This is a genomic window from Sinorhizobium fredii USDA 205 (genome assembly GCF_001461695.1).
In the GTDB taxonomy this organism is placed as follows: domain Bacteria; phylum Pseudomonadota; class Alphaproteobacteria; order Rhizobiales; family Rhizobiaceae; genus Sinorhizobium; species Sinorhizobium fredii.
Map to the genome: position 1 here is coordinate 49,466 of NZ_AUTC01000055.1, position 26,546 is coordinate 76,011.

General features: G+C 63.3%; 31 protein-coding genes. 17 read left to right on the forward strand and 14 right to left on the reverse strand.

What is annotated here, in order from left to right:
- Positions 1-56: 56 nt before the first annotated feature.
- From N181_RS07230 to N181_RS07240, 3 genes are all read right to left on the reverse strand, one after another.
- Positions 57-407 (reverse strand): hypothetical protein, encoded by a 351-nt coding sequence (locus N181_RS07230; protein WP_014327898.1) that lies wholly within the window; start codon positions 405-407, stop codon positions 57-59.
- Between the two features lie 316 nt (positions 408-723).
- A complete protein-coding gene (locus N181_RS07235; RefSeq protein WP_014327899.1) occupies positions 724-1,260 on the reverse strand; it encodes a GNAT family N-acetyltransferase in 537 nt (178 codons plus the stop codon).
- Between the two features lie 2 nt (positions 1,261-1,262).
- Positions 1,263-1,811: a cupin domain-containing protein gene (locus N181_RS07240; RefSeq protein ID WP_014327900.1), complete on the reverse strand. Its 549-nt coding sequence runs from the start codon at positions 1,809-1,811 to the stop codon at positions 1,263-1,265.
- Between the two features lie 244 nt (positions 1,812-2,055).
- Here N181_RS07240 and ribH point away from each other — a divergent pair, with 244 nt between their 5' ends.
- From ribH to N181_RS07260, 4 genes are all read left to right on the forward strand, one after another.
- Complete coding sequence (gene ribH, locus N181_RS07245) at positions 2,056-2,517, forward strand: 6,7-dimethyl-8-ribityllumazine synthase (protein ID WP_014327901.1); 462 nt, start codon at positions 2,056-2,058, stop codon at positions 2,515-2,517.
- Positions 2,514-2,996, forward strand: a complete 483-nt coding sequence (gene nusB / locus N181_RS07250) for a transcription antitermination factor NusB (protein ID WP_037391076.1) — start codon at positions 2,514-2,516, stop codon at positions 2,994-2,996. Before ribH ends, nusB begins: the two co-directional genes overlap by 4 nt.
- A 6-nt stretch (positions 2,997-3,002) precedes the next feature.
- Positions 3,003-4,232, forward strand: a complete 1,230-nt coding sequence (locus N181_RS07255; protein ID WP_014327903.1) for an MFS transporter — start codon at positions 3,003-3,005, stop codon at positions 4,230-4,232.
- Between the two features lie 304 nt (positions 4,233-4,536).
- Positions 4,537-6,672 (forward strand): sodium-translocating pyrophosphatase, encoded by a 2,136-nt coding sequence (locus tag N181_RS07260; RefSeq protein ID WP_014327904.1) that lies wholly within the window; start codon positions 4,537-4,539, stop codon positions 6,670-6,672.
- Positions 6,673-6,744: 72 nt separating this feature from the next.
- Here N181_RS07260 and N181_RS07265 read toward each other — a convergent pair whose 3' ends face one another.
- Positions 6,745-7,251, reverse strand: coding sequence for an outer membrane protein assembly factor BamE (locus N181_RS07265; RefSeq protein ID WP_014327905.1), 507 nt, complete (start codon positions 7,249-7,251; stop codon positions 6,745-6,747).
- Between the two features lie 138 nt (positions 7,252-7,389).
- On the opposite strand from N181_RS07265, the gene N181_RS07270 reads away from it, so the two are divergent.
- The 6 genes from N181_RS07270 to N181_RS07295 all read left to right on the forward strand — a co-directional run bounded on the left by N181_RS07270 (position 7,390) and on the right by N181_RS07295 (position 11,868).
- On the forward strand, positions 7,390-7,929 hold the full coding sequence (locus N181_RS07270; protein WP_014327906.1) for a ubiquinol-cytochrome C chaperone family protein: 540 nt from the start codon (positions 7,390-7,392) through the stop codon (positions 7,927-7,929).
- Between the two features lie 66 nt (positions 7,930-7,995).
- Positions 7,996-8,547 (forward strand): YceD family protein, encoded by a 552-nt coding sequence (locus N181_RS07275; RefSeq protein ID WP_014327907.1) that lies wholly within the window; start codon positions 7,996-7,998, stop codon positions 8,545-8,547.
- 197 nt (positions 8,548-8,744) lie between these two features.
- Positions 8,745-9,788 carry a phosphate acyltransferase PlsX gene (gene plsX, locus N181_RS07280; RefSeq protein WP_037391069.1) on the forward strand — a complete coding sequence of 348 codons (1,044 nt, stop codon included), beginning with the start codon at positions 8,745-8,747 and terminating at the stop codon, positions 9,786-9,788.
- 18 nt (positions 9,789-9,806) lie between these two features.
- Positions 9,807-10,778 (forward strand): beta-ketoacyl-ACP synthase III, encoded by a 972-nt coding sequence (locus N181_RS07285; RefSeq protein WP_014327909.1) that lies wholly within the window; start codon positions 9,807-9,809, stop codon positions 10,776-10,778.
- A gap of 91 nt (positions 10,779-10,869) precedes the next feature.
- Complete coding sequence (locus N181_RS07290; protein ID WP_012707547.1) at positions 10,870-11,208, forward strand: integration host factor subunit alpha; 339 nt, start codon at positions 10,870-10,872, stop codon at positions 11,206-11,208.
- Positions 11,209-11,337: 129 nt separating this feature from the next.
- The gene (locus N181_RS07295) at positions 11,338-11,868 is read left to right on the forward strand and encodes a MerR family transcriptional regulator (RefSeq protein WP_012707548.1); all 531 of its coding nucleotides are present in this window, start codon (positions 11,338-11,340) and stop codon (positions 11,866-11,868) included.
- 131 nt (positions 11,869-11,999) lie between these two features.
- On the opposite strand, the gene N181_RS07300 is transcribed toward N181_RS07295, so the two are convergent.
- From N181_RS07300 to ubiT, 6 genes are all read right to left on the reverse strand, one after another.
- A complete protein-coding gene (locus N181_RS07300; protein ID WP_014327910.1) occupies positions 12,000-12,845 on the reverse strand; it encodes a universal stress protein in 846 nt (281 codons plus the stop codon).
- 94 nt (positions 12,846-12,939) lie between these two features.
- Positions 12,940-13,128, reverse strand: a complete 189-nt coding sequence (locus N181_RS07305; RefSeq protein ID WP_037391068.1) for a hypothetical protein — start codon at positions 13,126-13,128, stop codon at positions 12,940-12,942.
- Positions 13,129-13,240: 112 nt separating this feature from the next.
- The gene (locus N181_RS07310; RefSeq protein ID WP_234885854.1) at positions 13,241-13,594 is read right to left on the reverse strand and encodes a hypothetical protein; all 354 of its coding nucleotides are present in this window, start codon (positions 13,592-13,594) and stop codon (positions 13,241-13,243) included.
- On the reverse strand, positions 13,591-14,529 hold the full coding sequence (gene ubiV / locus N181_RS07315) for a ubiquinone anaerobic biosynthesis protein UbiV (RefSeq protein ID WP_014327914.1): 939 nt from the start codon (positions 14,527-14,529) through the stop codon (positions 13,591-13,593). The genes N181_RS07310 and ubiV overlap by 4 nt, the downstream gene beginning before the upstream one ends.
- 4 nt (positions 14,530-14,533) lie before the next feature.
- A complete protein-coding gene (gene ubiU / locus N181_RS07320) occupies positions 14,534-15,511 on the reverse strand; it encodes a ubiquinone anaerobic biosynthesis protein UbiU (RefSeq protein WP_037391060.1) in 978 nt (325 codons plus the stop codon).
- On the reverse strand, positions 15,502-16,008 hold the full coding sequence (gene ubiT, locus N181_RS07325; RefSeq protein WP_014327916.1) for a ubiquinone anaerobic biosynthesis accessory factor UbiT: 507 nt from the start codon (positions 16,006-16,008) through the stop codon (positions 15,502-15,504). Before ubiT ends, ubiU begins: the two co-directional genes overlap by 10 nt.
- A 111-nt stretch (positions 16,009-16,119) precedes the next feature.
- On the opposite strand from ubiT, the gene N181_RS07330 reads away from it, so the two are divergent.
- Positions 16,120-17,628, forward strand: coding sequence for a UbiD family decarboxylase (locus N181_RS07330; protein WP_037434506.1), 1,509 nt, complete (start codon positions 16,120-16,122; stop codon positions 17,626-17,628).
- 25 nt (positions 17,629-17,653) lie between these two features.
- On the opposite strand, the gene N181_RS07335 is transcribed toward N181_RS07330, so the two are convergent.
- The 3 genes from N181_RS07335 to N181_RS33975 are packed head-to-tail and all read right to left on the reverse strand — an operon-like array spanning position 17,654 to position 18,900.
- Complete coding sequence (locus N181_RS07335) at positions 17,654-18,340, reverse strand: NnrU family protein (RefSeq protein WP_014327918.1); 687 nt, start codon at positions 18,338-18,340, stop codon at positions 17,654-17,656.
- A gap of 42 nt (positions 18,341-18,382) precedes the next feature.
- Positions 18,383-18,730 carry a hypothetical protein gene (locus N181_RS07340; RefSeq protein ID WP_037391052.1) on the reverse strand — a complete coding sequence of 116 codons (348 nt, stop codon included), beginning with the start codon at positions 18,728-18,730 and terminating at the stop codon, positions 18,383-18,385.
- A 14-nt stretch (positions 18,731-18,744) separates the two neighbouring features.
- A complete protein-coding gene (locus N181_RS33975) occupies positions 18,745-18,900 on the reverse strand; it encodes a hypothetical protein (RefSeq protein WP_014327920.1) in 156 nt (51 codons plus the stop codon).
- Between the two features lie 115 nt (positions 18,901-19,015).
- Here N181_RS33975 and N181_RS07345 point away from each other — a divergent pair, with 115 nt between their 5' ends.
- The 6 genes from N181_RS07345 to N181_RS07370 all read left to right on the forward strand — a co-directional run bounded on the left by N181_RS07345 (position 19,016) and on the right by N181_RS07370 (position 24,693).
- Entirely contained in the window at positions 19,016-19,567 is a 552-nt protein-coding gene (locus N181_RS07345) for a cytochrome c oxidase subunit 3 (RefSeq protein WP_037391050.1), read from the forward strand.
- 5 nt (positions 19,568-19,572) lie between these two features.
- Positions 19,573-19,863 (forward strand): cytochrome C oxidase subunit IV family protein, encoded by a 291-nt coding sequence (locus N181_RS07350; protein ID WP_014327922.1) that lies wholly within the window; start codon positions 19,573-19,575, stop codon positions 19,861-19,863.
- 159 nt (positions 19,864-20,022) lie between these two features.
- Positions 20,023-20,475, forward strand: a complete 453-nt coding sequence (locus tag N181_RS07355; protein ID WP_012707559.1) for a c-type cytochrome — start codon at positions 20,023-20,025, stop codon at positions 20,473-20,475.
- 24 nt (positions 20,476-20,499) lie between these two features.
- The gene (locus tag N181_RS07360; RefSeq protein ID WP_014327923.1) at positions 20,500-21,846 is read left to right on the forward strand and encodes a nitric-oxide reductase large subunit; all 1,347 of its coding nucleotides are present in this window, start codon (positions 20,500-20,502) and stop codon (positions 21,844-21,846) included.
- A 70-nt stretch (positions 21,847-21,916) separates the two neighbouring features.
- Entirely contained in the window at positions 21,917-22,729 is an 813-nt protein-coding gene (locus tag N181_RS07365; RefSeq protein WP_014327924.1) for a CbbQ/NirQ/NorQ/GpvN family protein, read from the forward strand.
- A 68-nt stretch (positions 22,730-22,797) separates the two neighbouring features.
- On the forward strand, positions 22,798-24,693 hold the full coding sequence (locus N181_RS07370; RefSeq protein ID WP_037391049.1) for a nitric oxide reductase activation protein NorD: 1,896 nt from the start codon (positions 22,798-22,800) through the stop codon (positions 24,691-24,693).
- A gap of 355 nt (positions 24,694-25,048) precedes the next feature.
- Here the strand turns inward: N181_RS07370 and hemN are convergent, their stop codons facing one another.
- Positions 25,049-26,401: an oxygen-independent coproporphyrinogen III oxidase gene (hemN, locus tag N181_RS07375; protein WP_037434504.1), complete on the reverse strand. Its 1,353-nt coding sequence runs from the start codon at positions 26,399-26,401 to the stop codon at positions 25,049-25,051.
- Positions 26,402-26,546 lie beyond the last annotated feature (145 nt).

The following is a 26,546-nucleotide window of genomic DNA, read 5'->3' on the forward strand; positions in this document are numbered from 1 at the left end:
GCACGGCGCTGTAGCCGAGAAGCCCGCCCCCGGTGACCCCGGGGGCGGGCAATCTGTCAGCGAACATAGATGGTCAATCCACCATCGGCGGCTTCCTCGGCGCCGGCGATGTTGTTCATCTCGACGTTTTGCGTCTTCAGCTTGGCGGCCAGCGGCTTGTTGGCCTCGACTGCGGCCAAGAGGGAGGCGCGTTGCTCCGCCGACGCCTCGTCGATCCACATCCGTGTCTGGTTTTCTTGCTTCAACGTGTCGACGTCGACGACCCTGATATTGTCGCCCTTGAAGGCGCGAACGCTCTGGTCGATGTGGCTCGGCCAATTCATCTTGGCGTCGGTGGCATAGGTCATGCCGCCGAAGCTCAGCGTCGAGAGGGCGGCGATGACGGAAAAAGTCGCGATGCGGTTCATTGTCATGCTCCTTTGCTTTGCGGGCCGCGGCCCGGGCCGGCAATCGAACGCATGACTCGTCGCGATCGCCAGATCCATCGGGCAGCGCCGCCTTGGCCAGCACGGACCGTTTGCGGGTGGGGTCATCCGCAGCGAGGGGTGCTGGACTGTTTCGACTGGTTGAGGCGGCGTCTCCGCGCCGTGCCAACGGTTAGGAAACTGGACCGGAATGTGGCCGTTTCCATGGCGTAACGCACTGAAAAATAATTAAAAATTGTTCATGTTGGCGGATGCCTGGGCGTCAGGCAATGGGGAGGCGCGTCGTCGCCGGCTCGGCTCAGGTTGCGCCCGTCGACCGCCGTTCGAGCATGAGCATCGGTCTGCCGTGGTAGGTGGTGCGCCAGAATTCCCTGAACCCGTGCTTGAGCGCGACCCGGATCGAAGCCTCGTTGCCGGGTTCGATGATGCAGGTCTTTCTGAGGGCGGGAAACTCGCGGTCGCCCCAGGCGAGCGCGGCGGAGACGGCTTCCGACGCGAGGCCGCGGCCATGGCTCCTGGGAGAAAGCGCCCAGCCCATCTCCATCGTTCCCTCTAGCGACGGTGTGATCTGGCGGTGGGGATCGTGAAAGCCGGCCTCGCCAATGAAAGCACCGCCCTCCTTCTCCTGGATCGCAAAGAATCCGAAGCCGAAATAGTGCCACATCCCGACCTGGCGCAAAAAGCGCGTCCAGGATTGTTCGCGCGTGTAGGGAACGCCGCCCACGTAACGTGTCACCTGCTCGTCCGCGAAGAGCGCGCTGTAGGAGGGAAAATCGTCGCGCCGGTAGGGACGCAGTAGAAGCCGCTCGGTCTCGATCACGGGCACACGATGCATTTTCACTCCGGTTTGGCTGATGGGGGAAGTGGTGTTGGGTCTTGAGCATGAGCGCCCGGCTCGCCGTCCCAATATTCCGTCGTGGATCCGGGCCGGCCGATAAAGTCGAACGAAGTCTCGCCCGTGTCGGCCCGCCGGGTTCTGGCGAGGAACTTGCCGGAATCGGGATATTCGCAGATTTCGGTCGCCGCCATGGTCGATATGGACAGATATTTGAGCGGCAGCGTTCCGGTGTTGATCAGGTGATGGGCCGTTTCGGGGCCGCCGGCCGGTGCGCCGAGCACGTCTCCGGGCCTGACGGCATAGCGGTCACCGCCGAAGCGGTATGTTCCCTCACCCTCGAGAATGACGAACAATTCTTCCTCGACATGATGGTTGTGGAAGGGGCAGCCGGATTTGCCGGGCGGCACCTCGCCATAGCTGATGCCGAGGTCCTTCAGCCCAAGAAGTGCGCCGAACGAGGCGTCCCGCGACTCGAAGAACGCGCCCCGGCGCCAGTGGTTGAGGCCGAGCTCCCTGAGACTGACAATCGGCTTGCGGACTTCCGACATGGCGTTCCTCCCGACCGTGGCGGCGCTCCGCAACATGAACAGCTTCACCTTGCAGAATCGTCCGCAATATACTTGAGGTTTTAAGGCTAGTATACGCCGGAACTGTCATCGGGCAGTCTGAAGCGGAGCATGGCGCGGCAAATGGCCCCCGCATGGAGGAATTTGCTTGCCATTCTGTGCAGGCCGTGGTTTGACCGCCGCCTGTGCGGGCCAAGGCCGGCCGATATTTCAAGACAGGTGATCCATGGCGAAGACCAAGCCCGTCCGCATCCTGATTGTGGAAGCGCGCTTCTATGACGATATGGCGGATGCAATGCTCGACGGAGCGAAACATGCGTTGGACGCCGTCGGCGCGAGCTATGATATTGTCACGGTTCCGGGCGCACTGGAAATTCCCGCGGCGGTCGCCATGGCGCTCGACGGCGCCGACGAAGGCGGCACCGACTACGACGGCTTCGTCGCACTCGGCATGGTGATCCGCGGCGAAACCTATCATTTCGACATCGTCGCCAACGAGTCGGCGCGCGCCCTGATGGATCTTGCCGTGAGTGAGAGCCTGGCGCTCGGCAACGGCATCCTGACGGTGGAAAACGAGGAGCAGGCGTGGGCGCGTGCCCGCCGGTCGGAGGGGGACAAGGGCGGCTTTGCCGCACGCGCTGCGCTGACCATGATCGAACTGAAGAACAAGCTGGGTGCAGAAAAGTGACGAACACGCCTTCGGATCAGCCGCTGAAGCAGGCCAACCAGCGCGGCGCCGCGCGCCTTGCGGCCGTTCAGGCGCTCTACCAGATGGAGATCGGCGGAACCGGTGTCCTCGAGATCGTTGCCGAGTTCGAGGCGCATCGCCTTGGTCAGGAACTTGACGGCGAGACCTATCTGAAGGCGGACGCCTCTTGGTTCCGCTCTATCGTCTCCGGCGTCGTGCGCGACCAGCGCAAGCTCGACCCGTTGATCGGATCGGCCCTTCAGGACGACTGGGCGCTTTCGCGGCTCGATTCCACCGTGCGCGCCATCCTGCGCGCCGGCACATTCGAATTGCTGGAGCGCAAGGACGTGCCGATTGCAGTGATCGTTACCGAATATGTCGAGATCGCCAAGGCCTTCTTCGAGGACGAGGAGCCGAAACTCGTCAACGCCGTTCTCGACAGGATCGCCAAGCAGATTCGCTGCGAGCGGCGGAAATAGTCCCTGATGCTTATTGCGGCCGCTGAAGACATCGGAACGGTTCTTCGCGAGGCCCGCCGCAACGTCTTTTTGCTGGGCGTCGCTCAGGCGCTGCTCGGCGTCGTCGGACCGATCAGTTTTGCCGTCGGCGGGGTTGCCGGCCATCAATTGCTCGGCGACGACAAGTCTCTCGCGACTGCGCCGCTGACTGCCTACAATGTCGGCATGGCGCTTGGCGTCATCCTGGTGGCAATCCTGTCGCGATCCGTCGGACGGCGCTTTGCCTTCATGGTCGGCGCGATGATTGCTGTGATCGGCGGCCTGATCGCCGCTGCGGCCCTTTTCCGGGAGAGTTTCTGGGCTTTCGCAGCCGGTCTGGCGATACTCGGCTCCTCGAACGGCTTTACCCAGAAACTGCGTTTCGCTGCCGCGGATGCATCGCCTTCCTTCTACAAGGCGAAGGCGATTTCCTGGATTCTCGGCGGCGGCATCGTCTCGGCGGTCCTGGGCCCCCAGATCGTCATCTTCGCCGGTGACTACTTCGCACCCGTCTGGTTCGCCGGCGCTTTTGTCGCCCTGATGCCGGTCTGCCTCGTCGCCCTTGCCTTCTTCTTGCCCTTGCGGCTGCCGAAAGCCACGGCGACATCGGCCGTGCATGCGGACCTGCCCGCCCGGTCACTCCGCGAGATCGTCAGCGGCCAGCGCTTTTCGACCGGAATGATCTGCGGCATCTCCTCCTATGCACTGATGACCTTCATGATGACGGGCGCCCCGGTCGCCATGGTCGTCGGCTGCGGTTTTTCGAGCGACTTGGCGACGCTCGGGATCCAGTGGCACGTGCTTGCCATGTTCGCCCCGAGCTTCGCCACCGGCTCGCTGATCAGCCGCTTCGGCGCGGAGCGCGTCGTCGCCTGCGGCCTCTTGCTGCTCATGGGCTGTGCGGCCGTCGCCCATCTGGGATTGGCGCTCTGGAATTTCTGGGGCGCGCTCGTCCTCCTCGGGCTTGGCTGGAACTTCGGCTTCATCGGCGCGACAGCGATCGTCGCCCAGAGCTATCGACCGCAGGAGGCGGACAAGGTCCAGGGCTTCCACGACATCGTGTTGTTTTCGACCGTCGCCGGCTCGTCTTTCGCTTCCGGCAAGGTTCTGGCCGTATACGGCTGGGATATGCTCAACGCCGTCATCTGGCCGGTGGCCGGCTTCTGCCTTTTACTCCTCTTTCTCCTGATGCGTGCAGGCAAGAGAGCTGCAGCCTGAAGCCGCCGTTTCTTCCGTGAGGAAACTGGACCACGGGGCCCGGTGTGCCGGTATTTTCAGGGGCTTGACGATCTACTTTCGCAACCGCACTCTGGCCGCGCCGTGACGGCATGCCGCGTGCATGATTCCTTAAATCAGAATCGATTTGAGGACAAAATCATGCAGCAATCCAAAGTGCTACAGCGACCTTTGCGCGTCTAACTGGACGCGCGGCGCTGTAGAGGAGGCGGGTGCGATTCGCGGAAAACGAGGGGCCCGCGGCAGGGAGTTGAGGCCGCGGGTTTTTAACGGAGGATAGTGCGAAATGACCATATTGTTGGGCGTTATCGCATGCGGGTTGCTTTCGGTGGCCTATGCCATCTGGGCAACACAGTCGGTGCTGGCCGCCGACCAGGGGAATGCCCGCATGCAGGAGATCGCAGGTTTTATCAGAGAGGGGGCGCAGGCCTACCTCACGCGTCAGTATACTACCATTGCCATCGTCGGTGTCGTCGTCTTCTTCGCCGCATGGGCTCTGCTGTCGAGTGCGGCCGCCGTTGGTTTCCTGATCGGCGCAGTGCTCTCGGGTGCGGCCGGCTTCATCGGTATGCATGTTTCGGTCAGGGCCAATGTCCGCACGGCCCAGGCCGCATCGGTCAGCCTTGCCTCCGGTCTCGACATCGCATTCAAATCCGGTGCAATCACCGGCCTCCTGGTGGCCGGCCTCGCGCTCCTGGGCGTCTCGGTCTACTATTTCATACTCACCGTCGGCCTCGGCCATGGACCGGCCGAGCGTGAGGTCATCGATGCGCTTGTCGCACTCGGCTTCGGCGCCTCGCTGATCTCGATCTTCGCCCGCCTTGGCGGCGGCATCTTTACCAAGGGCGCCGATGTCGGCGGCGACTTGGTCGGCAAGGTGGAAGCAGGCATTCCGGAAGACGACCCGCGCAACCCGGCGACGATCGCCGACAATGTCGGCGACAATGTCGGCGACTGCGCCGGCATGGCGGCCGACCTCTTCGAGACCTATGCGGTCTCTGTGGTTGCGACCATGGTACTCGCATCAATCTTCTTCGCCAGTGCGCCGATACTCGCGACCGTCATGGTCTATCCGCTGGCAATCTGCGCGGCCTGCATCATCACCTCGATCATCGGCACCTTCTTCGTCAAGCTCGGCACCAACGGCTCGATCATGGGCGCGCTCTACCGGGGACTGATCGTTACGGGCTTCCTTTCGATCTTCGGTCTCGGCGCTGCGACATCGCTGACGATCGGCTGGGGTCCGATTGGCATTGTGGCGGGCCAGGAAGTCACCGGTTGGGCGCTGTTCGCATGCGGCATCATCGGCCTCATCGTCACCGCGCTCATCGTCGTGATTACCGAATATTATACCGGCACGAACAAGCGGCCAGTGAACTCGATTGCGCAGGCCTCGGTGACCGGCCACGGCACCAACGTGATCCAGGGGCTTGCCGTGTCGCTCGAATCGACCGCCTTGCCGGCGATCGTCATCGTCGGCGGCATCATCACAACCTATCAGTTCGCCGGTCTCTTCGGCACTGCGATCGCGGTCACGGCCATGTTGGGCCTCGCCGGCATGATCGTCGCGCTCGACGCCTTCGGCCCGGTCACCGACAATGCCGGCGGCATTGCCGAGATGGCGCACCTGCCGCCCGAGGTGCGCAAGTCGACCGACGCCCTGGATGCCGTTGGCAACACAACGAAGGCTGTGACCAAGGGCTACGCGATCGGCTCTGCGGGGCTGGGTGCGCTGGTGCTGTTCGCGGCCTATTCCAACGACCTCGCTTTTTTCGCCGCGAATGGCGACAAGCATCCCTACTTCGCCGACGTGGGCCCGATCTCGTTCGATCTCTCCAACCCCTATGTCGTCGCCGGGCTGATCTTTGGCGGTCTCATTCCCTATCTCTTCGGCGGCATTGCCATGACCGCCGTCGGAAGGGCAGGAGGCGCCGTGGTCGAGGAAGTGCGCCGTCAGTTCAAGGAAAAGCCGGGCATCATGGAAGGCAAGGACCGGCCGGACTATGGCCGCGCCGTCGATATGCTGACCAAGGCGGCGATCCGCGAGATGATCATTCCCTCGCTCTTGCCGGTTCTCGCACCGATCGTCGTCTATTTCGGCGTGCTGCTGATTTCCGGATCGAAGGCCTCGGCCTTCGCGGCGCTCGGCGCCTCGTTGCTCGGCGTCATCGTCAACGGCCTGTTCGTGGCTATCTCGATGACCTCAGGCGGCGGCGCCTGGGACAATGCGAAGAAGAGCTTCGAGGACGGTTTCGTCGACAAGGACGGCACGCGCCACATGAAAGGCTCGGAGGCGCACAAGGCGTCGGTCACCGGCGACACGGTCGGCGATCCTTACAAGGATACGGCCGGTCCGGCTGTCAACCCGGCGATCAAGATCACCAATATCGTGGCCTTGTTGCTGCTCGCCGTGCTCGCCTGACGCGACGTCCGTTCAACGGAAAAGCCCGCGGAACACGGTTCCGCGGGCTTTATTGTGAGGGCATTTCGTCAGTTATTGCCCGAAGTTCTTGAACAGGTTGCGTGCCGCAGCCTGTCCAGCACCGGGTCCGGTCAGAAGCTGGCCCAGGAAGCTCGTTTCCTTGCCGCCCGTCGGCGTGGTGCGGGACAGCATGTCGAAGACCTTGCCGTCCTTCATCGTATAGTGGGCGAGCTGGCTGACGACGCCTTCCTTGTCGAAATAGACCGCGAGGATAGACTGGTCGATCAGCTTGGGTTTCATGAAGGCGACCGGACGCTTGCGCTTCTGCGAGATGTAGTAGAACACCTCATTGTCGAACGTCGCCGTCGTCGAGGGCGTGCCGAGCGAGAGCAGCACCTGTTCGCGGCTCGACCCGACGGGAACCAGGTTGAGGGTCTCCTGGTCGACGACATAGCCCTGGTGCAGGACTTCGCCGACATTGGTTGCCTGGCAGCCGGCAAGCACTCCAGTGCATAGGGAAGCCACGACCACGGCACGGCCAAGAACTTTCAGGTTTGATGTCAGATACCGCTTCGTCAACGACTGCTCCCCTTGGAGTAACGATGGCATATGCGCCATTGCATTTCGTGCCTGCTTCGGTAAACCAGCTTCGGCTATCATGCAATAACGTCATGGGCGCGTGCCCATGAATTCGAGAAAGCCACGGCTGGCCTTGTTATGATTTTTGGACTGTTCAAGAGAAAAAGCGGCAACATTGCGATTGTGGAGCGCCAGTACGGACTTCTAACCGCGGCGGCGCGCCAGCCATTTCTCTATACTGACCTCGATGTGCCCGACACGGTGATGGGGCGTTTCGAGATGTTGTCGGCGATCCTGATACTTTATTTCCGCCGTACCCGCGCCTCGGCACGCACCGGCCAGGAAATCGCGCAGGAGATCGTCGATGCCTTCTTCGAGGATGTCGACCACTCGATCCGCGAACTCGGCGTCGGCGACGTTAGCGTGCCGAAGAAGATGAAGAAGTTTGCCGGCATGTTCTATGGCCGTCTGGAGTCCTATGCGGCGGCGCTTGAGAACGGCGACAGGCAGGCACTCGCCGACGCACTGCGGCGCAATTTTCATCCGCAGCAAGAAGACGCGCCGCCGATGATCGGCTTGGCACGCTACCTCATTTCCGCCGAAGCCGCGCTCGCGGAAGTCTCGGAAGACCTGGTCGAAACGGGACAGTTGCGCGTTCCGCCGGCAGCGGGCCAGTAGGCGCTCGGCAACGCAGCGGCATCTGCGCATCGGTAAGGACGCGGCGCTGCAGGAAGGATCATTGTCATGACGCAGGAAACCAAACCGGCATTTTCCTACCCGGTAAGGATAGGGCATATTTCGGCCAACCCGGTCAGTGTGCATCTGTCCGCCAACGAGGCCGAGCGGCGGGCGCTTGCGACACTGTGGAAGGTCAATGAGGTCCGCTCGCTTGTCGCCGACCTGCAGATCGGACGCTGGAAGAAGGACGGCGTCAAGATCAAGGGCGAGTTGCGGGCGGAGCTCGTCCAGAGCTGCGTCGTCACGCTGGACCCCGTCGAGGCGGAGATATCCGAACCGGTCGAGGCGATCTTCGTGCCGGAGGGCTCCCGCCTGGCGCGGCAAGCCGACAATGACGGCGGCGAGATGATCCTCGATCCCGGCGGACCGGACATTCCCGATACCTTCTCAGGCGATACGATCGACGTGGGCGTGGTCGTCAGCGAGCATGTGGCGCTTGCGATCGATCCCTATCCCCGCAAGGAGGGCGCTGTCTTCGGCGAGCGCATTGAAAGCACGGCGGCAGATGACAAGCGGCCCAACCCGTTCGCCGTCCTGAAGGATTTGAAAAAGGATTGAAACGCGGTCGGCCGGGCTTACAATTCGGTTGTCACGCAGGCGAAAAGCAGTATTTTGGCCCGACTTCAGCCGAGGGGGCCGTGGTGCCGACGCGCTGCATGCTGGCCAAGTGTCAGAAGGTAGGACGAATCGCCGTTGCGTAAGGATTGCGCAGGGGCGGAATGCGTCGCGTGGCGGGAAGAAGGGATAAGACACGCGTGGTCAGAATTTCACTTGACGTTATGGGGGGCGACTATGGTCCGGAGGTCGTCATCCCGGGTGCTGCCAGGGCACTCGAACGTCACCCGGACATAAAGTTCGTCCTGTTCGGCCAGGAAGCGCGCTGCGCCGAACTCTTGGCCAAGTACCCGAAGCTTCAGGCAAGCAGCACCTTTTATGATTGCGAAATCGCCGTCGGCATGGATGAGAAGCCGAGCCAGGCGCTCAGGCGCGGCCGCGGCAAGTCGACCATGTGGAAAGCGATCGACGCCATCAATGCCGATGAGGCGGATGTGGTGGTCTCGGCCGGCAATACCGGCGCGCTGATGGCCATGTCGGTCTTCTGCCTTCGCACCATGCAGGGCATCCAGCGCCCGGCGATCGCCGCCATCTGGCCGACGCTCAAGGGCGAGAGCATCGTGCTCGATGTCGGCGCGACGATCGGCGCGGACGCACAGCAGCTCATGGACTTCGCCTTGATGGGCGGCGCCATGGCCCGCGCCCTCTTCGAAGTCGAGCGTCCCTCCGTCGGTCTGCTGAATGTCGGCGTCGAGGAGATCAAGGGCCAGGAAGAGGTCAAGGAAGCCGGCAGGCTCATCCGCGAGGCCAATATCGAGGGCATCGAATATTACGGTTTCGTCGAGGGCGACGACATTGGTCGCGGCACCGTCGACGTCGTCGTCACCGAGGGCTTTTCCGGCAACATCGCGCTGAAGGCGGCCGAAGGCACGGCCCGCCAGATCGCCGAGTATCTGCGTTCCGCCATGTCGCGCACCCTTCTTGCGAAGATCGGCTATATCTTCGCCAAGGGGGCCTTCGATCGGCTGCGCGAGAAGATGGACCCGCGCAAGGTCAATGGCGGCGTGTTCCTCGGGCTCAACGGCGTGGTCATCAAGAGCCACGGCGGCACGGATGCCGAAGGCTTCGCCGCCGCGATCGACGTCGGCTACGATATGGTAAAGAACGGCCTGAAGGCCAAGATCGAGGCCGACCTGGCACGCTATCATGGCGCCGAGCCGACCGAAGCCCTGCCGCCGGCATGATTGAAGAGGTTTGATTAGATGATCCGTTCTGTCGTTCGCGGCTTCGGTGCAGCGCTGCCGAAGCGAGTGCTGACCAATAAGGAAATGGAATCCAAGGTCGACACGTCCGACGAATGGATCGTGCAGCGGACCGGCATTCGCCAGCGCCACATCGCCGGCGAGGGCGAGACGACCGCCTCGCTCGGCGAGAAGGCGGCGCGCGCGGCGCTCGAGAGGGCCGGCCTGACCGCCGATGACCTCGACCTGATCATCGTTGCGACCTCGACGCCCGACAACACCTTCCCGGCGACGGCGGTCAATATCCAGAACCGCCTCGGCATGCGCCATGGGGCAGCCTTCGACCTGCAGGCAGTCTGTTCCGGCTTCGTCTATGCGGTCGCCACGGCCGATGCCTATATTCGGGGCGGCCTTGCCAAGCGTGCCCTGGTCATTGGTGCCGAGACATTCTCGCGCATTCTCGACTGGTCGGACCGCACGACCTGCGTGCTCTTCGGTGACGGCGCCGGCGCAATCATCCTCGAAGCGCAGAAAGGCGAGGGCACCACCGCCGATCGCGGCGTGCTGACGGCGCAACTGCGCTCCGACGGCATGCACGGCGACAAGCTCTATGTCGACGGCGGCCCTTCGACGACCGGCACCGTCGGCCATCTCCGCATGGAGGGGCGCGAAGTCTTCAAGCACGCCGTCGGCATGATCACCGACGTGATCGAGGCGGCATTCGAAGCAACGGGAACGTCGGCCGACGATGTCGACTGGCTGGTTCCGCACCAGGCCAATCGCCGGATCATCGACGGTTCGGCGAAGAAGCTCGGCATTCCGAACGAAAAGGTTGTGGTGACCGTTGACCTGCACGGCAATACGTCCGCCGCTTCCATTCCGCTGGCGCTCGACACCGCCGCCTCCGACGGCCGCATCAAGAAGGGTGACCTCGTGATGCTCGAAGCCATGGGCGGTGGCTTCACCTGGGGTTCCGTTCTCATCCGCTGGTAAAAAAATTGAATGACCGCAGGCGCTTGACCGAAAAAGACAAGGGCAATAGTCTTCAATCGCTGATCGGCATGCCAGACATCGGTGGGGGAAGATGAGCGGAAAAACAGTAACGCGAGCAGACTTGGCTGAGTCGGTTTTTCGCAAAGTCGGTTTGTCTCGGACGGAGTCTGCCGAGCTAGTGGAGACTGTTATCGACGAGATCTGCAACGCAATCGTGCGTGGCGAGAGCGTGAAACTGTCTTCTTTCGCAACCTTCCAGGTGCGCGACAAGAACGAACGCATCGGGCGAAACCCGAAGACCGGCGAGGAGGTGCCGATCTCGCCGCGCCGGGTGATGACGTTCAAGGCCTCCAACGTGCTGAAGCAGCGGGTCTTGAAGGCGCATCTTAGCCGAAGGGCCAAGCAGAAGCAGACAGGCACGGCCTCCTGAGGAACGGCCGCAACCACAAATGTGGTTGAAAACCCATCCATAAGCCATTGAAATGGGCCTGATTCGTGCGATCATCGCGCATGATCCAGTCATTGCGACTCGTCACTTCGCTATGGAAATGGGGACGACATGGAAAAGAGCCCGGACGCCTTCCGCACCATCAGCGAGGTCGCAGACGAACTCGATTTGCCTCAGCACGTGTTGCGGTTCTGGGAGACGCGTTTCCAGCAGATCAAACCGATGAAGCGTGGCGGCGGCCGGCGCTACTACCGGCCCGAAGACGTCGATCTGCTCAAGGGCATTCGCCACCTGCTCTATGATCACGGCTACACGATCAAGGGCGTGCAGAAGCTTCTGAAGGCCAATGGCAACAAGTTCGTCGCCGCGATCGCGAGTGGCGATCTGGCCACCGTCGAGGCGCTTGCGGCGTCCAGCCATGAAGAACCGCCGGCGCCGAAGATCGGTGTCGCGGATGAGGATCAGATCGTCGGCCGCGCCAAGGCCCCGGCAAGCCGACGCTTCTTCTCATTTGGCGCCGGCAGCGACGATGCGGAAATTTCGATCGGCAAAGCCTCTGTCGGCAAAGAGGACCGGGCGCTCCTGCAGGAAGCGCTCTATGATCTTCTGGAGTGCAAACGGCTGCTCGACCAAGTGCGGTAACACTTTAGATCACGATGATTTTGGGCCTGATCGCCCCAAAATCATAAACGTGATCAATTCTAAAAACTTAGAGCGGGATGCGGGCGGAAAACCGCCCACACTTTTCCTCATCCCGCTCTGGCGGAGGACGGTCATCGCACCATCAATACCGGGACAACCGGGACGTCGATCATCGCCTTCGTCACACCACCGAATATCTTCTCGCGCACACGCGAATGCCCATAGGCGCCCATCACCATCAGGTCGGCCGACATGTCGAGCGCATGCTGATTGAGAACCTCCTCGACCCGGCGTCCGGCACCCGGAAGCCGATCGACCGTCACTTTGACGCCGTGACGCGCGAGATAGGCGGCAATATCGGCGCCTGGCTCTCCGCCGCTCCTGCCCGAAGCTGCCCCCGAAGCCGGTTTTGGATCGACCAGGACGACATTCACGCCCTCGGCATTTCTCATCATATCCAGCGCTTCGCGGGCCGCCCGTGCCGACTCGATGCTCGCGTTCCACGCCAGGAGAACTTTTCTCGGCCGCAAGGTCGCCGATTGGAGATCGGCGGCGAGCAGGACCGGTCGCGCTGAATGGAAGAGAGTGCCCTCGACGACGCCGGCCCGCAGTCGCTCGTCGCTTCTCAAGCTCGAGCCGATCACGGTGAGATCGGCATACCGCGCCCGTTCTCCGATGTCGTGCTCGAGCCACATCGACTCGGCGTATCGTCCAACCACATCGTAAGATACTCCAAGGCCGTCGAGCACGTTCCTGGCTTCCTTGACCGCCCTGCCAAGGTCCTCGATGTCGCTGGCCCTTTCGTCGAGCCAGGCCGCCGACATGGCGGCAAAGTCTCCCACCGGAGGCAAGGTGGCGATCTTGATAGGCAGAACCGAGAGATGCGCACCGTCCGATGCGCAAAGATTTGCTGCTGCCCGAAGGTCACTTTCGAACTGGCTGACGCCAACGACAAGGAGAATGGTTTTGTAGGACATGGTTGGGTCTCCCGAAGCCTGAGCCTGGAATGCAATTTACTTCCCGGTAACGACGTCGACATTGATCGGGGTCAACAACGCCCATTGGTCGCTGTTACAGGCGAGACCGGAGAGGCGGGATCCTGTCGTGAAAGACCACGGATCGTCCGTCGCCGCATGCCGGCCGTCCCGCATCCTCCTGCAACGCGTCGAGGAGGAAGCTCATCTCGCCGAGCCCAGGGGATTGCGACATGACGACATCCAACGCCGCGTCCCGCCAACGATTGCGCTTCGAGCGGTCCATGGAAAACACCCTTTCACCGTTCAGTCTTCGCTCGTCGGCGGCTGGTGCGCGCCGGCGGCTCGATCGATCTCCGACTGAGTCTCCGGAGCCAACTGCAACTGACGCGCCTGTTTCAGCAGATTTGACGCCAGCTCCGCTGCGCGATATCGCCGAAAAGCAGTCCGGCTTCCGCGATCATGCCTTCGTCGAGTGCGCCGGGTTCGTTCGGATTGAAATCGCCGAGCAGCACAAGCAGCGCCTCGATTCGTCGCCGCTGGTTGTCCGCGAGACCGAGGAGGCGCTCCGTGATTCGGGCACCTTCAAGTCTCTCGAGGTCGCGCAGCGCCTCCTCCATTCGGTCGCGGCATTCGCAGTCGGCCGCGCCGTTCAGCATGACGCCACGCATCCGCTTGACTGCGCGACTGATTTCTTCGCTGGTTTGGGCGAAAGCCGATGCGATCGCGGTTGCAGCGTCGTTCGGTCTCATTCCGCCCCCCGGTGTCCAATGTTGCGGGCGCGGGCCACCCAGGCGGCGCCCTCCTGGCCGTGGTGAAATCCGTTTGAAAGCGGGGCCGCGGGATAGAGCTGCCGAAGCCGGGCAATACCGCCTTCGGCATCCGTGCGGCCGTGTAGAACGTCATCGTAGAGGCTGGCGACCGCCACCATGTCGCAATCCTGCGGCGACAGCCGGAAGCGGCTGACGCCCATTGAGACGAGGTCCAGCAACTCGGTAAGGAGGGACTGGCAGGTGAACGAAACTGTCTGCACCCCATTAAGGGCGAGGAAGGACTGACGGTCGAGAGTCTTCACCGGCAAACCGTCGGGGTCCTCGGCGCAGACGAACTGGCAATTGTCCTTGATGTGCCCTTTGGCGCGGGCATGCGCACAGCGCGCGGAAATGGCGAGCGGCATTCGCCCGAAGGCGTGCACTTCGAACGCGGTGTCCGGTGTCCCGGCGGCGATCTCGGCGATCGAGCTCGCCGGCAGTTCGGGCGGCAAGCATATGCTCGACGCACCCCGCCTTGCCAGCAAGCGGGCCGTCGCTGCGTTATAGATATTGATGAGCGGCCCGATCGAATGGGGTCTGCCTTCGAGCAAAGCGAGGGCGGAAAGGTCGTTCGCCTCGATCGGAAAGTGGCTGTCGGCGACCAGGGAACGCACATATTGGCTCTCGCGTTCGAGCGTCACGAGGGCGAGGGTGGAAAGGACGACATGCTTTCCTGCCGCCTCCAGCCGCTCGATCACTGCCGGCAAATGCGGTTCGGTGAAGTGCAGCCGCTTCGAACAGACGGTTTCACCGATGATCACATGGTGCACCGGCGCCTCGTCGGCAATGCGGTAGTAAAAGTCTCGCCACTTGTCGCCCTCCCAAAGATAGAGGACCGGGCCGAGGCTGAGTGTGGGAGGACCGGAATTCACCATCGCGTTACCTCCAGCGCTTTTCGTAGGCGCCGGACGTCGTGCGCTGCCCCTCGCTCAACAGCCTGAGGCGGGCAAGCAGGGGCCGGCGGTGCTCGGGTTTAGCATCGAGTGCCTTGCGCAGCGTCGAGACGACTTCGGCGACATAGGCCTTGCCGCGCTGCCGGCCCTCGATCTTGAGCGCGCTGACGCCCGCCTCTCTCAGAGCGTCGATCTGGTCCATGACGTCGAGGGAAACCGGATCCTCGAAGGCATAGCCGCTAGCATCGGCGATATCGAAGCGGCCCTTGCAGAGCGTCGGGTAGCCGGCCGCTTCCTCGCGCGGAAAGCGGTTGATCGTATAGGACCCGAGCTCCGAGACGAGGTCGCCGCCATCCTGCCGATAGCGCACATGGCTGGCCGGCGAGCACACACCGTTCATGTTGGGCGATTTGCCGGTAGCGTAGGAGGAGAGCGAGCAGCGGCCCTCGGCCATCACGCAGAGCCCGCCGAAGACGAAGACCTCGATCTCGCAGCGAATCTGACGGGCGAGGCGGCCGATGTCGGAGATCGTCAGCGTGCGCGGCAGCACGACCCGCTTGGCGCCGAAGGCTTCGACCAGAAAATTCACCGCGTCCGGGTTCGATGCAGAGGCTTGCACCGAGACGTGCAGCCGTTGCTCCGGATAGGTCTCGGCGACATGGGCCATCAGGCCGAAATCGGCAAGGATGAGCGCGTCGGCGCCAAGGCGAACGGCATCCGCCGCAGCCTCGTACCACAGGCTCTCGTGGCCGGCGCGCATGAAGGTGTTGAGCGCCACGAAAGTCTGGGTTCCCTTGCGCCGGGCATAGGAAATCGCGTCCTGAAGCTCCTCGCGCGAAAAGTTGAGGCCGGGAAAATTGCGTGCGTTTGTTTCGTCACGGAAGCCGCAATAGACCGCATCGGCGCCGGCATCGACCGCTTCGCGGAAGGCGGCCGGGGTTCCGGCCGGGCAGATCAGTTCCATGCGACCGTCTCCCCGGCAAGCGCGCGCCGACGGATCGCAGCCGCCGTTCGGCTGATAAGCGGGGCGAATGGTCCGGTGGCCGCGCCGAGATCGCGCGGCAGGTCGATGTCCGAGCCGTCGAGGGCATTGCGCAGCGCCAGCATCGCCTCCATGTCCCCGGTGACGGTGAGCGCCCGTGAAAAGAACAGCGCATCGGCGTCGCAGCGGCCTTCGAGAAGCGCCAGCAGCAGGAACAACGGTCCTTCCACTGCGGCATCGGTCGAGGGATCTGCGGCCCGGCGCAATACGGAGATTGCCGGCCGCGCCGGCTCGACCAGGAAGACGAGCGCCAGGTCGGTAGGCCGGAAGGCATAACGCTTCGGTTTGTGCTCGCCAAGGCGCTCGAAGAGCGTCGGATGCCGCTTGAGCAAACTCTTGAACATGAGCTTCACCGCCCCCTCGATCAGGGGAATCGGCACGACGGCAAGGGGCGCGGCCAGCGGGCGTGGGACTTCCATAACTCTCGCCTTTCGCGAAATGACGATTCGGCACTGAGCCTAGCGCGATGTCCGCTGCACAATTTGAGCCAGCGCAAAGACAGAAGTGGTTTCGCGGGCGAGACAGCGCGCATGAATCGCGCAGAGTCACCCATTCGCCGCTTTTCCGGGCTTCAGGAATTCGCCGCCATGCTCGAGCAGCGCGGCCGGTTGCGCCGCATATCGCGACCCGTTTCGCTCGTGCATGAGGTGACGGAGATCCACCGGCGCGTGCTCAAATCAGAGGGGCCGGCATTGCTCTTCGAGAACCCGGTCGATGCCTCCGGCCGCCTTTGCGACATGCCGCTTCTCGTCAATCTCTTCGGCACGCAAGAGAGGATCGAGTGGGGATTCGGCCTTCCGACAGGCGGGCTGCCGGCGCTGGCGGATATGCTGGCGGAGCTGCGCGAACCGAGACCGCCGCAATCGGTGAAGGATGCCTGGAGCAAGCTGCCGCTGTTGAAAGCCGCGGTCGCGATGCGGCCGCGAAGCGTGGCACGGCCGCCGGTGCAGGAGATGGTGTGGCGCGGTGCGGAAGTGGACCTGGCGCGTCTGCCGATCCAATGGTGCTGGCCGGGCGAGCCCGCGCCGCTCGTCACCTGGCCGCTGGTGATCACCCGTGCGCCGGACGATCCGAGCGACGTCAATGTCGGCATCTACCGCATGCAGGTGCTCGGCCCGAACCGGCTCGTCCTGCGGTGGCTGGCGCATCGCGGCGGCGCCCGCCACCATCGCTTATGGCAGCAACGCGGCGAGGACATGCCGGTGGCGGTCGCGATCGGTGCCGATCCGGCGACGATCCTTGCGGCGGTGATGCCCTTGCCCGAGAATATGAGCGAGCTCAATTTCGCCGGACTGTTGAAGGCCGAGCGGCCGCAGGTCGCCCCGGCGATCACCGTTCCGCTGTCGGTCCCGGCCACGGCCGAGATTGTCTTGGAGGGCATTGTCTCGGCTGAGGAGACTGCCGAAGAAGGTCCCTACGGCGACCACACGGGCTATTACAACTCCGTCGAGCGCTTTCCGGTGATGACGCTGTCGGCCATCACCATGCGCCGCAAGCCCTACTATCTTTCGACCTATACGGGCCGCCCGCCGGATGAGCCGTCGAAGCTCGGCGAGGCGATGATGGAGCTCTTCCTGCCGCTGGTGAAGCGGCAATTCCCGGAAATCGTCGACCTCTACCTGCCGCCGGAGGCGTGCTCGTACAGGGCCATGGTGGTCTCGCTCGACAAGCGATATCCGGGTCAGGCGAAGCGGATCATGATGGGCCTGTGGTCGATGCTGCCGCAATTCACCTACACCAAGCTGATCATCGCCGTCGACCCGGATATCGACGTCAGGAATTGGGCCGACGTCATCTGGGCGCTTTCGACCCGCTTCGACGCCAGCCGCGATGTCACCATCCTCAACGACACGCCCATCGACTATCTCGATTTCGCCTCGCCAAAGCCCGGCCTCGGCGGCAAGCTAGGGCTGGATGCGACCCGCAAGCTCGGGGCCGAGACGGAGCGCGAGTGGGGACGTGTTCTCGAAATGCCCGCGGAGATCGTCAGCCGGGTCGATCGCCTGTGGGGGGAACTGGGCCTCGGGCAAAGTTCATGAGCAGCCGGAAGCCCGCAATTTGCGGTTAGAAAGCAGTCGCCAAAAGCAAGGGGTCGGCATAGAACAGCGCAGCATGGCCGCCCGCGAGCAGCCACAGCGTGAGGGCCGCGGTCGCCACGGCTGCGAAGGCGAGCGGCCGATCGCCTCTGATGCGAGTGCGTCCGGAGAGCACCGCCGCGAAAGGCAGGATCGACGTCGCCGCGGCCTCTCGTGACCATTTTTCCCCGAGCCGTCGGCGCGCACGCTTCTCCAGCATCGGTATGCTGGCGAGCGCGAACAGCGCGAAGCCCCCGAAGAGGATCAGCGAGCGCAGGTCACCATTGGCGACCAGATGGCCGAGCGCCCAGATGGCGAAGCCCCAGAGAACAGGATGTCGGGTGATCGCCACGATTGCGCCAGGCATCGCGCCCTGGCGGATCGAGGCCGACAGCGGGTTGACGCTGAAGAGCCCAGCGACCACGAGAAAGACACCGGTCGGGGCGGCGATCAGCGTGACCCAGGCCTGCCAGGCCGCCGGGTCCCAAAGAGGAATGTAGTCGACGTTCAACGCCGAGTAGAACACCCAGCCGAGGACGAGGATAGAGACGAGCGAATAGAGCGAGAAATAGGTCGCCCTGCCGAGGCGTGCTATCAGCCGCTCGCGAATGGCGGGCATCGCCGGAATGGAGTGGAGGAGCAGAAAAACGAACAGCGCCAGTAAGAATTCAGCCATCTGAATTTGCCTCGGAGCTGACCAGAAATGCCCCGCTCCATTCTAGTGTGATGTCTTCGACCGCCGCATCGCTTCGATCGTCGCCTGGTCCGCAGCGACGTGGCGGCGCAGCCCATCGAGAAAGACGCGCAGCATAGAGTCGATCGCCTCCCAGGCAAACTTGCTTCTCCCCGATGCAGCCCCCTGGAGCGTCGCGGCGAGATGCTTGTGCGAGGGCTTTTCGACCGTCTCGACAAGATGCAAGGCCGATATCTGCGTCGCGGTCGCGATGCAATGCGCCCGGTCCATGCGGCCGGCGATCGAATCGACGATGGCCTCTACTGCATCACAGAGGGCGAGCAACTCGCGATATCTTGCCTGAAGGCTGTCGAGCGGCGCGGGCGGGACCAATGATCTTTACTCCCTCATCGGTCGATGAACAGGACGGCGGCGCAGGCGACGGATGCCAGCACGGCGGCGACGGTGCCGGTGCGTTGCAGGACGCCCATCCGGTAGAGCACCAGGGAGAAGATGATGATGATCGGGGTGGCGACCGAGAGGCCGATCTGTGCGTCGTTCATGGCGATCTCCGTTTTCACGGAACATAGCGGGACGGCTGGACTGGTCTTTGATCAAGAGCAAAGAACCGGCCGCTCCTTTTTCCTATCCGCTCAGTAACCGATGCGGAGACGCGGCATGGAAAACGCAACGATGGCCGGCGCCGCCGGCGAAGAGGAAACCGACACCTTCATTCTGTGGGTGCTGATCTGGAGCGAGCTTGCCGCCTTCGGCATTCTCATCGGCGCCTTCCTGGTGGCGTCGATGATCGCGCCGGAGGATTTCGCCGTCGCACGGCTGCACCTCAAACCGGGAATTGCCGCTCTCAACACCCTCGTGCTGCTGACCAGCGGCTGGCAGGCGGCGATCGCGGCGGGGCAGCGCGCGTCCGTCAGCAGGCGGCGCCGGGCATTGGTGCTGGCGGCGCTTCTTGGCTTCGCTTTCGTTGCCATCAAGATCTACGAATACAGCACCGAAATCCGCTTTGCCGGCGAGGCGGCGTTTCATTCCTTCTTCGAACTTTACTTCATCCTCACCGGCTTTCATCTCGTCCACGTTGGCTTCGTCGGCATCGTGCTGCTCATCGTCGCCTGGAGACCGCGTCCGGCCAATGTCGTTCTCGTCACCACCCTCTGGCACGTGATCGATCTCGTCTGGATCGTCATGTTCCCGATACTCTATCTGGTGTGAATAGGATGACCGATCGCACCCCCCGACAGTTGACGAACACCTGGATCATCCTCGTCCTGATGGTTCTTGCTGGTCTGCTGCTTTCGCTTAAAGTCCAGAACTCTGCCGCCCCACTGGTTCTCACGCTCGGCTTCCTGATGCTCGCGGTCCTGAAGGCCCGTCTCGTCGTGCTGGATTTTCTCGGCCTGCGTTCCGGCCCGCGGGTCTTGCGGGTCGGCCTTATCGCCTGGCCGCTCTTCTTTTCGCTTGCCGCTGCGGCAAAAGCTCTCATCGCATCCGTTTCTCACGTCGGTTGAACGGCTCTTCGCCGCTTGTTTGCCGAAACGCAAAGACCGGCCGCGTGCAAACCTTAGAAGGGATCGCGTTTACCGGTGGGCGGGGGACTCCGCGGCCGACCGGCGGGAATTGCGCAGGTCCGCGTGATTGCGGCCTCCGGGAATCGAAAGGACCATGGGATGGCAGAACGCCTTACCAAGACAGGGGCACGTAACGTCTTCTACGGCGGCTCCATCTTCTTCTTCGCAATCTTTGTCGGCCTCACGGCCCACAGCCACTACTACATGAAGACCGAATCCACTGACGAGTCGACGCTGACCGACTCCGTGGCGCGCGGCAAGCACGTCTGGGAGAAGAACTCCTGTATCAACTGCCACACCCTGCTCGGCGAAGGCGCCTATTTCGCGCCGGAGATCGGCAACGTGTGGAAGCGATGGGGCGGCGAGTCCGATCCCGAAGGCGCGCGCGAGACGCTCAAGTCATGGATGGCCGCACAGCCCTCCGGTGCCGAGGGGCGGCGGCAGATGCCGCAATTCAATCTCACCGAGCAGGAACTGAACGACCTTGCCGACTTCCTCGAATGGACGAGCCGCATCAAGACGCAGAACTGGCCTCCGAACGAGGCGGGCTGAGACGGCGGGACAAGGAGAAAAGACATGAAATATCAAACCCAAAAGGTCGCGATGCTGTATTTCTACGGTGCGCTCGGCCTGTTTCTTGCCCAGGTCCTGTTCGGCGTGCTCGCCGGCACCATCTACGTGTTGCCCAACACGCTCTCCGAACTGCTGCCCTTCAACATCGTTCGCATGGTGCATACCAACGCGCTGATCGTTTGGCTGCTGATGGGCTTCATGGGCGCCACCTATTATCTCTTGCCGGAAGAAGCGGAAACCGAACTCTATAGTCCGAAGATCGCGATCGCCCAGTTCTGGATCTTCCTGATCGCCGCGGCCGTTGCCGTCGTCGGCTATCTCTTCCACATCCACGAGGGCCGGGAATTCCTCGAACAGCCCTTTGCGATCAAGGTCGGCATCGTTGTCGTGGCGTTGATGTTTCTCTTCAACATCACCCTGACGGTCCTCAAAGGCCGCAAGACGACGGTCACCAACATCCTGATCTTCGGCCTCTGGGGCGTGGCAATCTTCTTCCTGTTCGCCTTCTACAACCCGATCAATCTCGCACTCGACAAGATGTACTGGTGGTATGTCGTGCATCTTTGGGTCGAAGGCGTGTGGGAGCTGATCATGGCCTCGGTGCTCGCCTTCCTGATGATCAAGCTCAACGGCATCGACCGCGAGGTCGTCGAAAAGTGGCTCTACGTCATCGTCGGCCTGGCGCTCTTCTCCGGCATCCTCGGCACCGGCCACCATTATTACTGGATCGGCGCGCCGGGTTACTGGCAGTGGATCGGCTCGCTGTTCTCGACGCTCGAGGTCGCGCCCTTCTTCACCATGGTGGTCTTCACCTTCGTGATGACCTGGAAGGCCGGCCGCAAGCATCCGAACAAGGCGGCACTGCTCTGGTCGATCGGCTGCTCGGTGATGGCGTTCTTCGGTGCCGGCGTCTGGGGCTTCCTGCACACGCTGTCGTCGGTCAACTACTACACCCACGGCACGCAGGTCACCGCCGCCCACGGGCACCTCGCCTTCTTCGGTGCCTATGTGATGCTCAACCTTGCGATCATGGCCTATGCAATTCCGGAGATCCGCGGGCGGGCGCCCTATAACCAGTGGCTGTCGATCGTCAGCTTCTGGGCCATGTGCAGCGCGATGTCGGTAATGACCTTCGCACTCACCTTCGCCGGCGTCGTTCAGGTTCACCTGCAGCGGGTCCTCGGCGAGAGCTTCATGGCCGTGCAGGATCAACTGGCGCTCTTCTACTGGGTGCGCCTCGGCTCCGGCGTCGTCGTCCTGATCTCGGCGCTGATGTTCATCTGGGCGGTCCTGGTCCCCGGCCGAAGCCGGAGTCTGGCTCCCAGCCAGGCCGTTCAACCTGCCGAATGAGGTCCAGCGGGCGGTCCGATGACGGGCCGCCCGCCCTTTCTCCTCTCAATTGATTTCGGAGTCTCCCCCCATGAACATCGCCTTGAAAAGCCCGCTGACTGCGGAACACGACATCCCGGCCTATTCTCCCTCGGGTCAGGAATGTGCGCTCTTCGAAAGCGCCTGGGTTCGCCAGCTGCCGCTGCTCTTGAAGGGGCCGACCGGCTGCGGCAAGACGCGCTTCGTCGCCCACATGGCCGCAAGACTCGGCCTGCCGCTCGCAACCGTATCGTGCCATGACGACCTTGCCGCCGCGGACCTGACCGGCCGCTATCTCCTCAAAGGCGGTGATACCGTGTGGGTCGACGGGCCGCTGACGCGCGCCGTCCGTGAGGGCGGCATCTGCTATCTCGACGAGATCGTCGAGGCCCGCAAGGACGTCGCCGTCGTGCTCCATCCGCTCACCGACGACCGGCGCATCCTGCCGCTGGAACGCACCGGCGAGGTGCTCGAGGCGCCGCCCGGCTTCATGCTGGTCGTCTCCTATAACCCCGGCTACCAGAACCTCCTGAAAACCCTGAAGCCGAGCACGCGCCAGCGTTTCGTCGCCATCGAGTTCGACTTCCTGCCGCGGGATCGCGAGATCGCCGTCGTCTCTGAGGAAAGCGGCCTCGACGAAGCCCGGGTCGCGCCGCTCGTCGATCTCGCCCACCGGCTGCGGGCCTTGAAAGGCCACGACCTCGAGGAAGGCGTGTCGACGCGCCTCATCGTCTACTGCGCGAGCCTGGTCGATAGCGGCCTGTCGCTGCGCGACGCGGTGATCGCGACGATGATCGAGCCGTTGGCGGACGAGCCGGACGTCAAGGCGGCGCTGATCGAGGTCGCCGACGCGATCATCCGCTAGAGCGGGATGAGGAAAGTGTGCGCGGTTTTTCGCCCGCATCCCGCTCCAATTCTCTAAAGGACCGACGAATGCTGGATTTTCTCGAACTCGAAGAAACCGTCGGCCGCGCCTGGCACCGCCTCGTCGGCAATACGCGCACCTGGCCGCGATTTCCGGACGAGGCCGTCAGGCTCGAAGAGGTTCAGGCCGTCCTTGCCGTCTACTTCCGCGGTCTCGGCGGTGAGCGGGCGGTGCAGATCGCGCCTGCCCGCGGCCGCACCTCGACGCATCGTCTGCGGTTGCGCCAGCGCATGGGGCTCGGCGAGGAAAAGCTTGTGCAGCCGGCGCGCGACCACGCAACGCTGATGCTACCGGCGGAAATCGATTTCTTGCCTCTGCGTCGGCTCAACCGCGATCTCTACTTCTGGCTGGCGGCGACGATGGCGGTCATGCCGCTCTCGCCGGTCCGTGACGGCGATCCTCTCGCCCGTGATCTGTCAAGCCTCGCTCGGGCAGAAGAGACGGTGAGGGCAGTACTCACGACCTTCCCGGCGCTGCGTCCGCGCTATCGGCGTCTCTGCAGGGCAGTGCTCGACGTACGGCAACGGCGGTCGCTTCCGGCGGTCGAGCAGCATGTCGAAAATCGAATCCTGGACATGCTGAAAAGAGGTGCCGGACGGATCGAGGAGGTGATGCCGGTGATCTTTCCCAGTCGTGCGCCGCCCGGCTACCTGCCGATGCTGCCGGTGCCGCTTTGGCCCGACGCGCTGCTGCGTGAAGAGACGGAGCGGCGAAACGGCGAAGACGAGCCGGCGCGCGGTGGCGGCAGGGCGGAGGGACCGGAGACGACGCGCCATGTGGCGACGCGCGAGGCGCAGCGGCAGTCGGAGCGGAGCCCCTTCATTCTCAATCGCTTCGAGAAGATCCTCGCCATGGCCGAGATGGTCAATGTCGATCGCCCCGCGGACGACAGCGACGATCACGACGCCAGCGCGGCCGACGAGCTCGACGACATGACGCTCGGCGAGCGTCATGGTCGTCCGGCGGCGCGCTTTCGCTTCGACCTCGACCTGCCGCCAGAAGCGCTCGACCGGACCCCGCTCATGGCGGAACTTACCTATCCCGAATGGGACTATCGCAGCGGCAGCTACCTCAAGGATCATTGCCGAGTGCTTGCCGCGCCGGCTTCGGCAGCAGGCACGGTCGGCGAAGCGGACCCGGCGACGAAGAGCCTGATCCGGCGCGTGCGTCGCCAGTTCGAAGTCTTGCGGCCGCGTCACGAGATGCTGCGGGCACAGATCGACGGAGCCGATCTCGATCTCGATGCGGTTGTGCGGGCTCGAACCGACCTTAGGGCCGGGGGGCAGGGCAGCAACCGCATCCACATGATGAGCCGTCCGCAGGCGCACGATCTCGCAGTGACGATCCTTGTCGACGTGTCGCTTTCAACCGACGCCTGGTTCGACGATCTGCGCGTCCTCGACGTCGAGAAGCAGGCGCTTCTGGTTCTGGCGCACGGGCTCTCCGCCTGTGGCGATGCCCACGAAATCCTCACCTTCACCTCGCGGCGGCGGGACTGGGTGCGGATCGAGACGGTCAAGGCTTTCGACGAGGCGATGAGCGCAACGATCGAGGCACGCATCGCGGCGCTGAAGCCCGGTTACTATACCCGCATCGGCACCGCCATCCGGCACGCAGCAGCGGGGCTTGTCGAACGGCCGAACCGCCGCAAGCTCCTGATCGTCCTCACCGACGGCAAGCCGAACGACGTCGATCACTACGAGGGACGCTTCGCGCTCGAGGACAGCCGCCGGGCTGTCGGCGAAGCACGCCGCTCGGGGATCAGCGTATTCGGGGTGACGGTGGATCGCGAGGCGAAATCCTATGTCCCGGTGATCTTCGGGCAGAACGGCTATGCCGTCGTCAGCAATATCGGCCGGCTGCCTCAGGCCCTGCCGGCAATCTATCGCGGCCTCGTAAGATAGACGGGGGCAGGTCGCGAGGTGGAAGGCCCGGCATGCGCGTACATGCCGGGCCTTTCTGTCTGAGGCGACATCTCATCCGACTGCAGCGTTCGGGCCGACTGGGTATGCACGCCGAAACATGACGCCACCGATGCCGCAGGGAGCACCTCTGGGAACACCCCCCTCTGGCCTGCCAGCCATCTCCCCCACAAAGGGGGGAGATCGGCTAAAGCACCGATCTGCCTTGCAAAATTCAACTTCGCCCAAGGCGAAGCGTGGATGATGGGCGAGACATTGCCGGTGTCGAATCTCCCTCCTTGTGGGGGAGATGCCCGGCAGGGCAGAGGGGGTATCAACGCCCGCCTTTCCTGGCAGGCTACGCCGCCTTGCTGTGGGTTCGCGCCGATTGCTCCAGATAGGCGTCGAAGGCGGCGGCGACGGCTCGAATCAGGAATCGTCCTTCGTCGTGCAACCGTATGACCCCGCCGACGTTTTCGAGGACGCCGTCGCTCTCCAGCATTGCGAGCTTGGCGTTGCCGTGGAGCAGCATCTGCGGATCGAAGCCGTGTGCGGCGGCGATGGCGGGCACGTCGACGCGGAAGTCGCACATCAGCCGCTCGATGACATTTGCCCGCAGCCGGTCCTCCGCCGTCAGGCTGTAGCCCTTCACGGTAGCAAGACGGCCGGAGGCGATCCGCTGTGCGTAGACACCGGGGGGTATCTCGTTCTGGACATAGCCGGCCGTCATCCGGCCGATTGCCGAGGCGCCGAAGCCGATGAGGGTCTCGCAGGCATCGGTGGTGTAGCCCTGGAAATTGCGGTGCAACTGCCCATTTTCCTGCGCGAGCGCCAGGCTGTCGTCCGGCCGGGCGAAATGGTCGAGGCCGATACGGCGATAGCCGGCCGCAATCAGGGTTGCGGCGATCGCCTCCGCCTGGGCAACGCGGCCTTCCGCGTTGGCGAGCGCGGCCTCGTCGATCAGCTTCTGATGCTTCTTGAAGGAAGGAATATGGGCATAGCCGAAGACGGCGAAACGGTCCGGCCCCATGGCGATTGCGGCTTCGGCCGTCGCGATGCAGGACTCGACCGTCTGGTGCGGCAGGCCGTAGATGAGATCGAAATTGATGCTGTCGACACCGGCCCGCCGCAGCCGGGAAACCGCCTCCAACGTTTGCTCCTCGCTCTGGACCCGGTTGATCGCCATCTGGACGACCGGGTCAAAGCTCTGCACCCCGAGACTTGCCCGGCGGACCCCGGCTTCTCCGAGAGCCGTCGCCATCTCCTGCTCGAGCGTCCGGGGATCGATTTCCACCGCGATCTCGGCGGTATCGGCGAAGTCGAAACGCTCGCGCAGAAGCCGGACAAGCGCCAGCATTTCCTCCGGCCGCATGATTGTCGGCGTTCCCCCGCCGAAATGCACATGGTCGATGTTGAGTGGTGCCTTCGTCCTTGCGGCGACGACGCCTATCTCCTCGCGGAGCATGTCGAGATAGTCGAGGATCGGCTGGTCGCGCTGTGTGATCGTCGTGTGGCAGCCGCAGTACCAGCACATCGAGCGACAGAAAGGTATGTGCAGGTAAAGCGATGCCGGCTTGTCGAGCGGCGTCGCGGCAAGCCAGTCGCCATAGGTGCCGACGTCGATCGCGGGCGAGAAGCGCGGCGCCGTCGGGTAGCTCGTGTAACGCGGCAGGCGCGCCTCGCCATATTTCGCGACTAGGGACGGTTGCATGAGAAATTCCTTCCGGTGCGGGAGAACGGTTCGAGCGCCATCCTAGAGGTGCACCGGGTTCCTCTCTTTGACCAATGTCAAGGAGCGGGACGAAGGCGTTCTCGCGAATTGTTTGCTCGGCGTCAAAGTCGCGGAGCAGGTCCGA

Bases quoted from the DNA above. Each gene is read 5' to 3' on its own strand.
- N181_RS07350 (WP_014327922.1), top strand. From the start codon at position 19,573: ATGACCGATCGCACCCCCCGACAGTTGACGAACACCTGGATCATCCTC.
- hemN (WP_037434504.1), bottom strand. From the start codon at position 26,401: ATGCAACCGTCCCTAGTCGCGAAATATGGCGAGGCGCGCCTGCCGCGT.
- N181_RS07370 (WP_037391049.1), top strand. From the start codon at position 22,798: ATGCTGGATTTTCTCGAACTCGAAGAAACCGTCGGCCGCGCCTGGCAC.
- N181_RS07335 (WP_014327918.1), bottom strand. From the start codon at position 18,340: ATGGCTGAATTCTTACTGGCGCTGTTCGTTTTTCTGCTCCTCCACTCC.
- ubiT (WP_014327916.1), bottom strand. From the start codon at position 16,008: ATGGAAGTCCCACGCCCGCTGGCCGCGCCCCTTGCCGTCGTGCCGATT.
- N181_RS07240 (WP_014327900.1), bottom strand. From the start codon at position 1,811: ATGTCGGAAGTCCGCAAGCCGATTGTCAGTCTCAGGGAGCTCGGCCTC.
- N181_RS07345 (WP_037391050.1), top strand. From the start codon at position 19,016: ATGGAAAACGCAACGATGGCCGGCGCCGCCGGCGAAGAGGAAACCGAC.
- N181_RS07365 (WP_014327924.1), top strand. From the start codon at position 21,917: ATGAACATCGCCTTGAAAAGCCCGCTGACTGCGGAACACGACATCCCG.
- N181_RS07300 (WP_014327910.1), bottom strand. From the start codon at position 12,845: ATGTCCTACAAAACCATTCTCCTTGTCGTTGGCGTCAGCCAGTTCGAA.
- N181_RS07260 (WP_014327904.1), top strand. From the start codon at position 4,537: ATGACCATATTGTTGGGCGTTATCGCATGCGGGTTGCTTTCGGTGGCC.
- N181_RS07295 (WP_012707548.1), top strand. From the start codon at position 11,338: ATGGAAAAGAGCCCGGACGCCTTCCGCACCATCAGCGAGGTCGCAGAC.
- N181_RS07230 (WP_014327898.1), bottom strand. From the start codon at position 407: ATGAACCGCATCGCGACTTTTTCCGTCATCGCCGCCCTCTCGACGCTG.
- N181_RS07270 (WP_014327906.1), top strand. From the start codon at position 7,390: ATGATTTTTGGACTGTTCAAGAGAAAAAGCGGCAACATTGCGATTGTG.
- ubiU (WP_037391060.1), bottom strand. From the start codon at position 15,511: ATGGAACTGATCTGCCCGGCCGGAACCCCGGCCGCCTTCCGCGAAGCG.
- N181_RS07285 (WP_014327909.1), top strand. From the start codon at position 9,807: ATGATCCGTTCTGTCGTTCGCGGCTTCGGTGCAGCGCTGCCGAAGCGA.
- N181_RS07310 (WP_234885854.1), bottom strand. From the start codon at position 13,594: ATGAGACCGAACGACGCTGCAACCGCGATCGCATCGGCTTTCGCCCAA.
- ribH (WP_014327901.1), top strand. From the start codon at position 2,056: ATGGCGAAGACCAAGCCCGTCCGCATCCTGATTGTGGAAGCGCGCTTC.
- N181_RS07275 (WP_014327907.1), top strand. From the start codon at position 7,996: ATGACGCAGGAAACCAAACCGGCATTTTCCTACCCGGTAAGGATAGGG.
- N181_RS07255 (WP_014327903.1), top strand. From the start codon at position 3,003: ATGCTTATTGCGGCCGCTGAAGACATCGGAACGGTTCTTCGCGAGGCC.
- N181_RS07360 (WP_014327923.1), top strand. From the start codon at position 20,500: ATGAAATATCAAACCCAAAAGGTCGCGATGCTGTATTTCTACGGTGCG.
- N181_RS07330 (WP_037434506.1), top strand. From the start codon at position 16,120: ATGAATCGCGCAGAGTCACCCATTCGCCGCTTTTCCGGGCTTCAGGAA.
- N181_RS33975 (WP_014327920.1), bottom strand. From the start codon at position 18,900: ATGAACGACGCACAGATCGGCCTCTCGGTCGCCACCCCGATCATCATC.
- N181_RS07355 (WP_012707559.1), top strand. From the start codon at position 20,023: ATGGCAGAACGCCTTACCAAGACAGGGGCACGTAACGTCTTCTACGGC.
- N181_RS07305 (WP_037391068.1), bottom strand. From the start codon at position 13,128: ATGGACCGCTCGAAGCGCAATCGTTGGCGGGACGCGGCGTTGGATGTC.
- ubiV (WP_014327914.1), bottom strand. From the start codon at position 14,529: ATGGTGAATTCCGGTCCTCCCACACTCAGCCTCGGCCCGGTCCTCTAT.
- N181_RS07235 (WP_014327899.1), bottom strand. From the start codon at position 1,260: ATGCATCGTGTGCCCGTGATCGAGACCGAGCGGCTTCTACTGCGTCCC.
- N181_RS07290 (WP_012707547.1), top strand. From the start codon at position 10,870: ATGAGCGGAAAAACAGTAACGCGAGCAGACTTGGCTGAGTCGGTTTTT.